Source organism: Ureaplasma diversum (assembly GCF_000941095.1).
Classification (GTDB): Bacteria; Bacillota_I; Bacilli_A; order Mycoplasmatales; family Mycoplasmoidaceae; genus Ureaplasma; species Ureaplasma diversum.
The window spans coordinates 159,019-173,665 of record NZ_CP009770.1 but is presented as its reverse complement, the minus strand read 5'-3'; the positions used below and the strand labels follow the sequence as shown (position 1 = coordinate 173,665).

General features: G+C 28.1%; 9 protein-coding genes. 5 read left to right on the top strand and 4 right to left on the bottom strand.

Going from position 1 to position 14,647, the window contains the following annotated elements:
- Positions 1-5 precede the first annotated feature (5 nt).
- Positions 6-983, bottom strand: a complete 978-nt coding sequence (gene xerA / locus JM47_RS00705; protein ID WP_208895104.1) for a site-specific tyrosine recombinase/integron integrase — start codon at positions 981-983, stop codon at positions 6-8.
- A gap of 111 nt (positions 984-1,094) precedes the next feature.
- Here xerA and JM47_RS00700 point away from each other — a divergent pair, with 111 nt between their 5' ends.
- Positions 1,095-1,790 carry a restriction endonuclease subunit S gene (locus tag JM47_RS00700; protein WP_208895103.1) on the top strand — a complete coding sequence of 232 codons (696 nt, stop codon included), beginning with the start codon at positions 1,095-1,097 and terminating at the stop codon, positions 1,788-1,790.
- 162 nt (positions 1,791-1,952) lie between these two features.
- On the opposite strand, the gene JM47_RS00695 is transcribed toward JM47_RS00700, so the two are convergent.
- From JM47_RS00695 to JM47_RS00685, 3 genes are all read right to left on the bottom strand, one after another.
- The gene (locus tag JM47_RS00695) at positions 1,953-2,621 is read right to left on the bottom strand and encodes a hypothetical protein (RefSeq protein WP_038103756.1); all 669 of its coding nucleotides are present in this window, start codon (positions 2,619-2,621) and stop codon (positions 1,953-1,955) included.
- 344 nt (positions 2,622-2,965) lie between these two features.
- Positions 2,966-4,417, bottom strand: coding sequence for a DUF2130 domain-containing protein (locus JM47_RS00690; RefSeq protein ID WP_208895102.1), 1,452 nt, complete (start codon positions 4,415-4,417; stop codon positions 2,966-2,968).
- Positions 4,410-6,425, bottom strand: coding sequence for a DUF2779 domain-containing protein (locus JM47_RS00685; RefSeq protein WP_208895101.1), 2,016 nt, complete (start codon positions 6,423-6,425; stop codon positions 4,410-4,412). The genes JM47_RS00690 and JM47_RS00685 overlap by 8 nt, the downstream gene beginning before the upstream one ends.
- Before the next feature lie 171 nt (positions 6,426-6,596).
- On the opposite strand from JM47_RS00685, the gene eno reads away from it, so the two are divergent.
- The 4 genes from eno to rpoB all read left to right on the top strand — a co-directional run bounded on the left by eno (position 6,597) and on the right by rpoB (position 14,640).
- On the top strand, positions 6,597-7,883 hold the full coding sequence (gene eno, locus JM47_RS00680) for a phosphopyruvate hydratase (protein ID WP_208895100.1): 1,287 nt from the start codon (positions 6,597-6,599) through the stop codon (positions 7,881-7,883).
- A complete protein-coding gene (locus JM47_RS00675) occupies positions 7,867-8,811 on the top strand; it encodes a 6-phosphofructokinase (protein WP_208895099.1) in 945 nt (314 codons plus the stop codon). Before eno ends, JM47_RS00675 begins: the two co-directional genes overlap by 17 nt.
- Before the next feature lie 8 nt (positions 8,812-8,819).
- Positions 8,820-10,262, top strand: coding sequence for a pyruvate kinase (pyk, locus tag JM47_RS00670; protein ID WP_208895098.1), 1,443 nt, complete (start codon positions 8,820-8,822; stop codon positions 10,260-10,262).
- A gap of 97 nt (positions 10,263-10,359) precedes the next feature.
- The gene (gene rpoB, locus JM47_RS00665) at positions 10,360-14,640 is read left to right on the top strand and encodes a DNA-directed RNA polymerase subunit beta (protein WP_208895097.1); all 4,281 of its coding nucleotides are present in this window, start codon (positions 10,360-10,362) and stop codon (positions 14,638-14,640) included.
- Positions 14,641-14,647 lie beyond the last annotated feature (7 nt).

The following is a 14,647-nucleotide window of genomic DNA, read 5'->3' as shown; positions in this document are numbered from 1 at the left end:
CCTTTTTATCCTATATATTTTTGATGAGCTAATTTAACATTGTTTTGTTTTACCATTGCATATTTTAGTGTAGTGTCTACCTTTTCATGTCCTAGCAATCTTTGAACTTGTTCGATCGGCATCCCTTTGTCTATTGCAATTGTTGCAAGTGTTCTTCTGAACTTATGAGGATGGACTTTTTTAATATTAAGTTTTTCTCCAATTTTTCTTAGTTTTGACTCTACACCACTTATACTAATTCTATTATATGGAGCTTTTAATGTTACAAAAAGTGCTTTATTTTGATCATTTCGTGAGTTTAAATAGTTCTTTAAATGTATTTTAGTTCTAGCATCAAAATAGACTATTCTTTGTTTATTTCCTTTTCCTAAAACTATACATTCTCTTTCATTAAAATCAATATCTTCAATATTTAATTTTACCAATTCTCCCACTCTCATTCCAGTAGATGCTAACATGTCAATCATAGCTAAATCTCTACTGTTATCTACATTATCACGCATTATTTCTAATTCTTCATCAGAATAAGTTTCTTTAATTGTAATTGGGGTTTTTACTTTTTTAATTCTTCGTACTGGACTTTTAATGATGTAATTTTCATCTTCTAATCAAGAGAAGAAACTTGATAATATTCTTCTTATGTTGTCGATCGTTGTTTTTGTCGAATTTCTTTGTTCTTGGTATGTTGATAAATAATTCCTTAAGTCTTTTGTGTCAATTTCATTAATAGGTTTGTTAAGGTGTTTTAATAGCAAATCAATTGTTGAAATATAGTATTTCATAGTGTTATGTGAACACCCCTCTAATTTTTTAGCATCAATAAACAATCCAACAATTTCATCATCATTTTTATCTAGTTCTTGGTGTTCATTTAATAGATTTGATAGCTCAAAATTCAAGATTGTTTCTAATTGTTGCATTTGTTTATTATTTAAGGATGTTTGCATTTTTTGCATAACATTATTTATAAATTTATCTTTCATTATTACTCCTATAAATAAAAATAATATTAAATGATTCTTATTTGCTTCTTTTGATTTTATTATTATGGAATTACATAAAATACTTAAGTAAACGATAATTTATACGAACAAATGAAATTTTTGTATGACTACTATTTTTTACAATTTGATTTTCCAAATGAAGGTGGTAAACCATATAAATCAGTTGGTGGTCAGATGGTATGAAATAAGATATTAAAACGTCATATTCCAGCAAACTGGATGAATAAGAACATCAAAGAGATTTCATCTATCACTTGGGGACAATGCCCTGATGGAAAAAACATTTTAGACAAAACGACACAAGGACAGAATCTTCTTGATTACTGTTCTGGTGCTGGAGATATGAAGGGTGGCTTTGTTGTTGATTGTCAAGCTAAAACAGATAACAGCAAGCGTCTTTCTCATAAAAATGATATTCTTATTTCAATAGCAGGGAAAATCGGAGATATATGTGTGGTAGATCACACTATTTCTTTAGGTAGAGCTGCAATGGCATATACTGCAAATTCACATATTGAACTTCCTTTTATTTATTTGACACTATGTACACTTAATAAAAAAATGACTATAATTTCAACTGGTTCTATACAAAAAGTTATAAATAATGCCCATATAGATGACTTCAATTTTGCTTACTCGGAAGAAGTTGTAAAGCAATTTGGACAAGCTACAATCCATATTTTTCAAAAATTAATGTATATAGCAAACGAAAATAGGGAACTAGCGAAACTTCGTGATTTTCTTCTCCCATTACTTATGAATGGACAAGCAACTATAAAAGACTAGTAAACTAAATTATCGTTTAACTCCCTTAAACCCATCAAATCCCCTATCTATTAAAAACAAACAACCACTTAGTTGATTACTAAATGGTTGTTTTACGGTTATTTCTTGTTTTGTTTTTGTTTTGTTATTAATCTGTTTATTTTGATAAGAATGTATGGTTGATTAAAAAATTTCAAAAGTTTCTAGTTCTTGTTCACTATCAGCAATTAATCTTTTAATCTTTCTGATTCCATAATATACCCTTTGTGTTGGAATCTTAATAATTTGTGAAATTTCTTTGACTTCTTTGTTCTTGTGCAACAAATAAGCAATGTTATAACATCACTCTGGTAACTTGTTTTTAATTAGCTCAATGATTTTAATAACCAATTGATCATTTTTATCTCTAATAAAAACTAGATCGGGGGTTTGATTATCATTTATAATCAACCCTTTTTCTTCAGCTACTTCAAGTGGAATACTATTATATAAGATTTGTTCCTTTTTAGTTTTAAACCTTCTTAATTCTTCAACTAAAAGGTGTTTAATCTTATTTTTCATTAATGCCCGATATTGGATCTGTAAATTAGTTCCATTAATCGTTTTTAAAATATTAAATGTATTTTTAAATAAATCATATTTAATTTCATCAAAACTGATTTCTGAACTATGAAATCGATCTCTTACTTCTTTTAAAAAGAAACGCTTAAAGTAGTGCAAGTTAGTTTCATAAACAAGATAGAAAGCATACTTATTACCAGCTTTAGCTTCTAGATAAGTTTGATCATTAACAATTAGTTCATAATAGTTAGTTTCATAATTATTATTTTGTTTGTCATTATTACCTTTCATAATTTATTCCTTTTAAAGGGTCAAACCGAATTAAATTTGACCCACTTAAAAATATAGCATTAACAAAATTACATTTGAAATTTTCTGTCTTCTATAAATTAAGCAAATAAACCTTAATTATTTACTAAAAATAGAAATAATAATAATAATAATAATAATAATAATAATATAACTAACTAACTAACTAACTAACTAACTAACTAACTAATCTTTATTTTTTATTTAGTAGAAAAAAGATCAACTGCCATCATTAAATTTTACTTTAATAATGTTGCAGTTGATCTTGCAATCGAGCAAGCACCTTTACGGGTGCTTTTTTATTATCTTTAAAAAGTTTAGAAAAGTTATTTTTTGTAATTAAGAAGACTAATCTTATCAAGAGCAGTTTTAATTTTTTCAAAACGCAAGTTAATATTAGCAGTTACTATGCTCTTAATTTTTTTTGTAGTTTCATCTATACTGTCACAATATTTAGAAATATTAATGAAGTCATTACTAGTTTTTGCAAGTAAATCATCTGCTTTACTTTTAAAATCTTTTATTTCATCTTCTATTTGTTCTTTTTCTTTAAATGATTGTAAACCTATTTGTCTTACTTGTAATTCTTTTTTAGCTAGATACATTAAAACATCTATAAAAGGAACAACATATGCTGGTCTAATGATGTACATATCATCATGTTCTTTTACTTTTTTAAAAATAAAATCATCTTCGGGTTCTAGTTCTGAAACAAGAATAGCAAATTGTGCTTTTTCTTTTTTACGATCTTTATCAAGCTTATCAATATGGTCTTTGTTTTTCTTTTTGTTTTCTGAATGATCATCCTGAGTTTTAAGTTCAAAAAGAACATTTAATAATAATTCATCTGGTTTTCGATTATCGTTTTCAAAAATTTCTAATAAGAAGTCACCTTTTGTTGCTTTTTCATCACTACTATCTTTTTTAGATTTAGTAACAGGTTTTAAAACAATTCTTTCATTAAAAGAAAATTGTCTTTCAAATTGATTTTTAAATCAATCTTCAAACTCTTGCCCCATAGCTTTAGTTGAAGTTCAACGGTTTCGTGATTTGAATGCTTCTAGTTCTTTTTCTTTTTGATGGACAGCATCCGCTTTTTCTCTATCTTTCTTTCCAAGCTCGTTTCTTAAATTATTTATTTCTAAATCTTTATTATTAATAACATCGGTATATTCTTTTTTAAATTCTTCAGATAATCGATAGTTATTAACAGCGGTTGTTGCTGCAAGTTTATTTTGTTCTGTTAGCTTAGTAATTTCTGTTTCTTTGTTGTGAATTTCATTTTGTAGTTTTTTGTATTCAATGCTTTCTTTAAATGCTGAGATAATTGCTTCTTTTGAAATCTTTTCTCTTTCTTGCATTACAGATAAATCAGATTCGGTTTTATTGAGTTTTGATTTAAGAGTTTCTATATTCTTTTCCATTTCAAGAAACTCTTTACTTTCTTTATATTCTTTTACTCCAAGCAGCTTGTTGTTTTTAGCTTCTTCTGCTTTATTTTTTAAAAAGGTTTCTAATTCAACCCTAGATGCTTGTAAAGTTTTATATTCTTTATCATTAGCTTTAAATTCATTGATAATAATAATTTTTTGGTCTTCTTTAAGTTTTTCTAATATTTCTTGTTTTGATTTTTCAATTTCATTACTTAAAGCAGTAAAAATATCTGTTTCTTCGTTTGTGAAACGAATTTTTTCACCTTTATTCAAAGTTTCTAAAACTTCAAATTCCATCGTTTCAGTATTTATTATTTTAATTTTTTGTCTAGCGTTTTTATTCATAATCTTCTATCAACTTTCTTACATATAATTCTACAGCAATCATTGCTCGAACATCGTTTTCACAATATTCTTTTGCTGCTTCTTTAAATACTTCTCATTCATGATCACTGAAATTATTGAAAAACCGTTTTGTAGTTTCATTCATACAAACAGCCCCGTTACCTACTGTTAATTTTTTATAATCCTTACAACCTGCTAATGTGAAAAAAGTAGGATAATCTCTTGCTATTAATGGCAAAACCTTTTTAATAGAATAAAACCCTTTTAAATCAGGAATAACAATAAGATAGTTGGGGTGTTTTTTAACAGTGAAAAAATCTGCTATATCAAACATATCTTTAACTATTTTTGAAACTTTATTAGTATATTGGACTTCATTAATAAATCCAGCCATTTCTTTTAATCTAGTTGCTTCAAATGATTTGTTATAAACTACATAAGAACTATCATCTTCTTGATAAATACTATCAATAACATCTTTAAATCATTGAATATCTACAAGCTTAGGATCAATAATCATATTATTAGATTTAAGTTCAGATAAAGGTTTTGAATTATCATCAACTATAACAGAGTTTTGTGTTACTACTTGAGTAAAAGGAAGAGAATTATCAATAGATCTAATAGCTGAGTTGATTGATTCAAAGTCAAAATAAACGCGTTTAGGTTTTAAAGTATTTAATAGCTCTCTAGCTTTTGGTCCAATAAGAATTTCTTTATTTTTATAGAAATCAATATATTCATTATAAAATCAATATCCTTTATTTTCTTCTTTAAATGGATTATCATCTTTTTTAATATCTCTAATAAAGTTAGAAGTTTTAAATACCTTACCACTATATTGAGGAACTAATTGATTAATATGACTATATACTTGTCTTAATTCTAATCACATATCTGTGTCTTTAAAACTATTTTTATCAGACGGACCAAAAATAAAATCACCAGGAATTCTTAATGTTTTATCTTTACTTAATAATTGATCTTTATGGGTTTGAAGTTCATATAAAGCTTTTAAGAAATCGTTTTGTACTTGTATAGCTTCTTCTTTAAAGTTTTGAATTGTTTTAAAAGAAAATTGTTTAGATAGTTCTTTTTCTTCTAACAATGAATCAATAGTTTCAAAACTACCATAAACCATTTCATCAATTGTTATTGATCAATTTTCTCCTTCAATTAACTTTATTCCTTGCTTAGCATTTCTTTTTTCTTTTTCAATAACAGATCTGGGTTTATTTTCATTCTTTTTAGATATAGTAAAAGAAGGACCGCTTTTTTGTGGGTTTATATAAGGAGAGATAGCAAAACTAACATCATATTTGTTTAATCTAACAAAATCTACTATACAAATGTTGTATTGAACAACAGTATTTTTAGTATCTAAGAATTCTTGTTGTTGAATTACTTTAAATTGATAAAACAAGTCTAAGAAATGATGTTTTTTAATTGTACTAGTACCTTTTGTTTCAATAACATAATATTCATTATTATATTTAACAAAAGCATCTGGTTTAGTAATTAACCCTACTTCTTTATTATCTAAAGTTATATAACTTGTAATAAATGTTGGCTGAAATAAAATAAATTGATCATGTTCTAAACAATATTTTTTAGTTTCATCAGCAAGCTGTTCATTAGTTCAATTTTTGTATTTATTGTCCTCAAAATTAACAACTAATTCAATTGAGCTGAATTTTTCTCTAACAGCTAATTGACTTTTTTGATCTAAAATAATACCTTCAGCAATTTTTGGATTATTTTTATCAATTTCTTTTAGTTCTTCAACAGTTTCTGAAAACTCTTTATAAGCTTTTAATTCTTTATAAAAACTATAATTATCTATTTCATTCTCTTCATCTATATCATCATTATCATCTTCATTAAATTTTCCATTTAACATTTGTTCCATTTTAGCTTTAACTTCAGCATTTGAAAAAAACCACATTGCTTTTTGTTTTGTATAGTAAGCAATGTAATCATACTTAGTGATATATTTACCTGTCCGCATAAATTCTCCTTACAATTTCTTTAAGAATATTTTAAAATAATTATGGATTAAATTCTGGTTAAATATCACTATAAAATAGTTAAAATTGGAATAAATTTATATTATTTATATAATATATACTATAGGAATTTGTATAAGAAGAATTAATTTATACAGCAAGGAAAAAGAGGTATGTATATAAAAGATTTAGTTGGTTTTCAAATTCTAGATTCAAGAGGAAACCCGACAGTAGCTGTTAAGATTACACTAAACAACAACCAATCAGTATTAGCTAAAGTACCATCAGGAGCTTCTACAGGTAGTAAAGAAGCTTTAGAATTAAGAGATAATGATTTAAATCTTTTTAATGGGAAATCAGTTTTTAAAGCTATAGCTAATATAAATGAAATTATCCGTCCTTGTTTCTTAAATTCAGAACTTTCTAACTTTTATGAACTAGATCAAAAACTAAAAGATCTAGATCCAACATTAAATAAAGAAAAACTAGGTGCTAATGCTTTATTAGGAGTATCAATTGCTTTAGTTAAAGCGTGTGCACTTGCTTTTAGTAAACCTTTATATCAATTCATTAAAGAAGAATTAATGAATGATCATGAACCTGTTTATTATGCTCCAATACCTTTAATGAATTTAATTAATGGTGGAGCTCATGCTAATAATTTATTAGATTTTCAAGAGTTTATGATTGTGCCAACACAAGCTAAAAACTTTAGTGAAGCAATTATTATAAGTGCAAAAGTTTTCTATAGTTTAGAACAAATTTTAAAAGAAAAGAAGCTATCAACAAATAAAGGTGATGAAGGTGGTTTTGCTCCAGATCTAAAAGATCACCAACAAGCTTTAGATTTATTAATAGAAGCAATAAAAAGAGCTAATTTCACTCCATCTAAAACAAATGGTGTAGGAATTGCTTTAGATGTTGCAGCTTCTGAACTATTTAATAATGATAAATATGTTTTTAAAAAACAAAGTCCGCTTAAAGAATTTAATAAAGCTGAATGAACTTCTTACTTAAAATCATTAATTGATCAATATCCAATAATCTCAATTGAAGATGGATTTGATGAAGAAGATTGAGATGGATTTAGAAAATTCAATCAAGAAGTAAATATTCAAACTGTTGGGGATGATTTATATTGCACAAATCCTTTATATTTAAAAAAAGGAATTGAATCTTCAGCTACTAATGCAATCTTAATTAAACCAAACCAAATCGGAACTATTTCTGAAACAATCCAAACCATTAAACTAGCTCATAATAACAACATAAAAACAATCATCTCACACCGTTCAGGAGATACAGAAGATGATTTCATTGCTGATTTAGCAATTGGTACAAGTAGTAAACAAATAAAAACAGGTTCACTTTCTCGATCAGAACGAGTAGCTAAATATAACCGTATCCTTGAAATCGAACAAGAACTAGAAGGGAAATTAATTTATGAATTTAAAAAATAATAAAAACATCTGTATCATCTCATCAGGTGGTGATAGTCCAGGGATGAATAAATTAATTTATCTACTAGCTAAAGGACTAAAAGAAAACTTTACGGTTTTTGTAGGTAAAAAAGGTTTTGCTGGTTTACATGATGATTTAATTAGTGAAGTCACAGATTTAAGTGAATATGAAAAAAGGCAAAATGATGCTGGTTCGATCATTGGTTCATCTCGTTTTCATAAATTAAACATTCATGAAGAACATACTAAAAGAATTAGAGATAACTTATTTAAAAGAGATATTAGACGATTAATTATTTTAGGTGGAGATGGGAGTGCTATTGGGGGAGAAGTTTTATCTAAGCTTGATTTACAAGTAACAATAATCCCTTGTAGTATAGATAATGATTATTCAATTACTGAACTTACAATTGGAGCATTATCAGCTAAAGAAAATAATCAACGATTAATTTATGATCTTAACTTAACAGCTAAAACTCATGATGCAATTAACTTAGTTGAAGCAATGGGTCGTTTATGTCCTTGATTAACTCATGCTTCTGTTGAAAACTTAGATCCTTTATTAGTAATTGATAACCAAAACTTTAGAAGAAACCGAACCGGTCTTGTTAAATTAATTAAGAAAGCACTTGCTGAAAAGGGTCGATATGATCCAGTTATTATGGTTCAAGAAAATCTATATAGTGATGAATCTTATAGATGAGCTAAAGAACAATTAGCTCTTGAGTTAAATATTCCTTTAAGAATTACTAGATTAGGTTATTTGCAAAGAGGAGCACCTGTTTGTGAACAAGACTTAATATTAGCTAAAAAGATGTCTAATGCAGTAATTGATTGATATATTAAAAATCCAGGTGATGATTCAATGCACATTGTAATCATCGATGAAAAAGAAAATATTAAAATAAGAAATCGATCAATCTATTAAAGAGAGGGGTGACTACTATTTTTTCTAAAACACGAATTATAGCAACCGTTGGTCCTGCTATTATGAAAGAATTCCATTCCTGAGAAGAATTCAAATCAGAAGAAAATAAAAAAGCAGCTGATGAAGTAGCTGATACTATTAAGAATTTAATTTATAGTGGAGTTAATATTTTTAGAATTAATTTAAGCCACAACTCTGCTAGTTCAAATATTTTTTGAGTCGAATTAATTAGACAAGTTGCTAAAGAAGTAGCAACTAAGGTTGATATTTTATTTGACACTAAAGGCCCTGAAATCAGAATTTCAGAACTTGAAAAACCAATGTTAATTCAAAAAGATAGTGAGATCAAAATTTATTGTACAAGAACTATTATTGGTGCTAACAATGAGTTTAGTGTATCTGATGCTAGTGGTGAATACAATATGGCATTTGATACTAAAGAAGATGATCGAATCTTTATTGATGATGGTAAGTTAGTATTAAAAGTTAAAGAATCAAACCAAAATGCTGGGGTGATTTATGCTATTGCTCAAAATAGTCATACAATAACAACAAATAAAAGAATTAATTTACCAGATTGTAAATCTTATTCAATTCCTTTTCTTTCTAAAAAGGACGAAGAAGATATCAAACTTGCTCTTAAAATGAAAATCCCATATATTGCTCTTTCATTTTTAAGCAACATTAAACAATTAAATGAAGTTAAAAAACTAATTAAACAAATAAGTCCTAAATCAAACACCTTATTAATTCCTAAAATCGAAACCCAAGAAGCTATTAATAACATCCAAGAAATTGTTGATAAAAGTGATGGTGTAATGATAGCAAGAGGGGATCTAGGATTAGAAGTTGATTATGCTAAAATTCCTAAATACCAAGAGCTAATTATCAACACTTGTAATGACAAACAAAAGTATGTAATTGTCGCAACACAAATGCTAGATTCTTTAGAAAGAAGTTTAATGCCAACAAGAGCAGAAGTTAGTGATGTTTACTATGCTACTCGTAGTAAAGTAAGCTCTTTAATGTTGTCTGGAGAAACTGCAGCTGGAGTTAATCCAGTGAATGCTGTTCAAGTAATGAAGAAGATTATTTTAGAAGTAGAAGCGACAAATTATGAGCTTAATTTTCTACAAAAAGATCTTAATTTACTAGAACAAGGAAGAGAACAGAAAAAAGCAATTTTAGAATTATCATCTACTAAAACAACAAAACATAAAGTATTAATTATAAATACAATTAACCCTGACCCTAAAACATTAATTGAAATATCTAAAATTGATATTGGCTTAACAATTATTTTTGTAATTCCAAAAGAATCAACTGTCCCACTACTTCAAAGGGGATGTAATGTTGTATATCGAGAACATCCAATTAAAACAAAAGAAGAAGTTGCACAGCTTTTATTTAAAAAAGTTGATGAAATTGAACCGATTGTGATATATTTATAAATTAACTAAGAAAAATGTTATAATTAAAATTATTATGTCTATTTAAGCCCTTGTCGCTATAAAATAGACATTTTTACATTAATGAGGTAATTTTTGGATGCAAAATAGCAACAACTTTCGAATAAAACAAATTACTAAAAAAGTTACAAGACGAGATTACTCTAAAATTAAAACAGAATTTGAAGGACCAAACTTATTAGAAGTACAAGTTGAGTCATTCAAACGTTTTATTGATCGTGACTTAAAAGAAGCTGTTGGTGGTATTTTTCCGCTTAAATCTCCACAAGGTAAATACTCACTTCACTTTAAAGGGTTAAGAATTAAAGAACCTGCTAAAACTGAAGAATTATGTCGAGATGAAGCTAAGACATATGAAACACCAGTTTATATCGACTTAGAACTTGTTGATAACTTCACAGGAGAAGTTAAACGAGCTCAAAAGAACTCTAAAACTGGTGAAGATGGTATTTATTTAGGTGCAGTTCCTAAAATGACTGAAAAAGGGACTTTCATCATTAATGGGATTGAAAAATTTGTTGTATCACAAATTGTTCGATCACCTGGGATTTATGTTTTAAGTAAATCAAACATTAAATTAAACGGTTCACGTAAACGTTTATTTGAAGGAAAAATTTGTGAAATCTATCCTTCAAAAGGTACTTTAATGCTTGGATACATTCCTAAGGATAAAGAAGTTATTCAAGTTGTTGCTCGTGATTCATCTGGTGATAATGCTCAAACTTTATCTATTACAACATTACTAAAAGCTTTTGGTTTAAGTGAAGGTGAAATTTTAAGAGTCTTTGCTAATGAATACGAAGTTGTTGAATCATTAAGAAGTGAAAATTATGATCGTGAAAGTATTTTATTAAATACTGAACAAAACGAAATCATTATTAAGATCTTATCTGAAATTCATGAAATTAATGAAAAAGCAGATCGAAAAGATATTAATAAAATTAGAGAAGAATACATTATTGGAAACTCACCATTATTATCAACACTAAAGAAACTATTATTTAGTTATGTTGAAAAGAGTGAACAATTAGATTTATTGTTGCACGAAAATGGCGATGTTTATAATGATGAATTTATTGCTAAAAACCAAGACTTAATTAATGAAATTAACCAAATTTTAGATGAAATTATTTCTGAAAAAGCAGCAAGAGATGTTGTTGACTTATTAGGAATTAACATCAAGAATGTTGATGCATTAAAACACTATGGTTTTGTGTCATTCCAATTAGCTTTACAACAACACTTCTTTAATAAACGTTCATATGATATTAGTAGTGCTGGACGTTATAAGTTCGAAAAGAAATTATTATTAACTGAACGTTTATTACAACGTGTATTAGCTGAAGATATTGTTCTTAAAAACAAAGAAGTTTTACTTCCTGAAGGTACTTTAATTACTAAAGAAGACTTAGAATTAATTAAGAAACATTCAGAAGCTGATAACATTGATTGAAATGATACAATCAGATTAAATTCAAATGCAATTAATGATGAATTAGAACAACATTTAGAAATTGAAGCAATTTCAGTTTATAAAGATAATGATATTAGAACTGAAACAACTCGTATTATTGGTACTAAACCTGGATGTAAGCTTGAAACTTTAACAGTTGCTGATTTAGTTGCAACAACTAGTTATATCTATAACTTAATTCATGATATTGGAGACTTTGATGATATTGATCATATCGGTAACAAGCGTCTTAAATTAATTCATGAATTGTTACGTGCTCGTGTAAGTACAAGTATGGCACGAATCGAAAAATTCATTAATGAAAAATTAGCGATTTCTGATGGTTCAAACAATAACATCACAAATATAAATGATAAAAACATCGACCCTGAATTAGATAAAGAATTAGAAGAATCTGATTTAAGTGAAGAAGAAAAAAGAAAAGCAATTAGTGTTAAGTCAATTGTTAATACAAAACAATTCCAAATGCTAATTAAAGATTTCTTCAACTCACACCAATTAATTCAATTCATTGACCAACAAAACCCACTTGCTGAATTAACAAACAAACGTCGTATTTCAGCGATGGGACCTGGCGGGATTAGTCGTGAAGACCCTAACTTAGATATCCGGGACGTTCACCACTCTCACTACTCTCGTATTTGTCCAATTGAAACACCAGAAGGTATGAACATTGGGTTAATTATGTCTTTAGCTACACTTGCTAAAGTTGATGATAATGGATTTATTACAGCCCCATATTTTGTTGTTAAAGATGGTGTGATTACAGATGAATACCATTACTTAACAGCTCATGAAGATGACAACTTTATTATTTCTGAATCAAGTGTAACTGTTGATGAAAATAAAAAGATTTTAAATGATCAAGTAGTAGCACGTTATCGTGGTTCAACAGGGATCTTTAGTCCACAAGAACTTGATTACATTGATATTGATCCAAAACAAATTGTATCGATTGCAGCATCAGCAATCCCATTCATTGAAAACGATGATGGGGCGCGTGCTTTAATGGGATCAAACATGCAACGTCAAGCAACACCATTAATCAAACCTTACGCACCAATTGTTGGTACAGGAACTGAATATAAAATTGCTCATGACTCTGGAATGGCAGTAGTTTCTAAAAATGATGGGGTTGTAAGTTATGTTGACTCTGAAAAAATCGAAGTTACAACAGATGATGGTAAAAAAGATCAATATAAATTAATCAAATATCGTAAATCAAACCAAGATACATGTAATAACCAAACACCAATTGTTAAATTAAATGAACAAGTTAAAGCTAATCAAACATTAGCTGATGGTCCTGCGATGAACAATGGTGAGTTAGCTTTAGGTAGAAACATTTTAGCTGCTTATACAACATGACGTGGATACAACTTTGAAGACGCCATCATTATTTCAGAGCGTCTTGTTCACCAAGATGTATTTACTTCTATTCATATTGATGAACATACTGTTCAATGTATGAAAACTAAAAATGGAGACGAAGAAATTACTCGTGATATGCCAAACGTATCAGATAATGCTAAACGATTCTTAGATGCAGATGGAATTGTTTTAGTAGGAGCTGAAGTTCGTGAAGGTGATGTATTAGTTGGTAAAACAACTCCACGTGGTAATGTTGATGCGATTCCTGAAGATAAATTACTTCAAACAATTTTTGGAGATAAAGCAAAAACTGTTAAAGATTCTTCACTTAAAGTTCGTCATGGACAAGAAGGGATTGTTGCTGCAGTTAAAAGAATTACATCAGCTGATAAGAGCGGAAACGAATTACCAGATGATGTATTAGAAATCATTAAAGTATATATTGTTCAAAAACGTAAAATCCAAGTCGGTGATAAGATGGCTGGACGTCACGGAAACAAAGGTATTGTTTCTAAAGTTGTTCCAATTCAAGATATGCCATTCTTAAAAGATGGAACACCAATTGATATTATGTTAAACCCACTTGGTGTACCTAGCCGTATGAACATTGGACAAATTCTTGAACTTCACTTAGGATATGCAGCTTCTGAAATTGGTAAGAAACAATTAATTCAAATTGTACTTGATAATAAAGATGCTTCTGAATATGTAAGCCTTTATGGTTTAGATCTTAATGTAGCTGAACAATTATATAAATATGTTCAAGACTTAATTAAAGAAAAGAATATTACAAGCAATGATCAAGTTGATTTAATTGATATTTCAATTATTCTTAACCGATTAGGTTTAAGTTTTGATGATATTAGTATTAAGGTTTCAACACCTGTGTTCGATGGGGTTAACCATAACGATTTAGTATCAATTATGGATGAAGCTGGTATTGATACTCAAACACTTAAAGGAAAACAAGTTTTATATGATGGAAGAACTGGCGAACCATTTGATGGTTTAATTTCTGTTGGTAAATCATATATGTTAAAACTTGACCACATGGTTGATGATAAGATCCACAGCCGTTCAGTTGGTCCATACTCTAAGATTACTCAACAACCATTAGGTGGTAAGTCACAAAATGGGGGTCAACGTTTTGGGGAAATGGAAGTTTGAGCACTTGAAGCTTATGGTGCTGCTTATAACTTATTAGAAATTTTAACGATTAAATCTGATGATGTTCAAGGGCGTAACCAAGCTTATAATGCAATTATCAAAAACAAAGAAATTATTACAAGCGGAATGCCTGAATCATTCAAGTTATTAACAAAACAAATTCAAGGTTTAGGTTTATGTATCACTGTAGAAACAACTGATGGTGAAGAAGTTGATATCAACGACTACACAATTAATGACTACAAGATGAAAGAACAACTTGAAAAAGATCAAGAAGATGTTGATCAACCAACTATTACTCAAACATTCACTAGTCAATACTATGATGAAGATGAAGAGAATTTCTAGAAAGTAA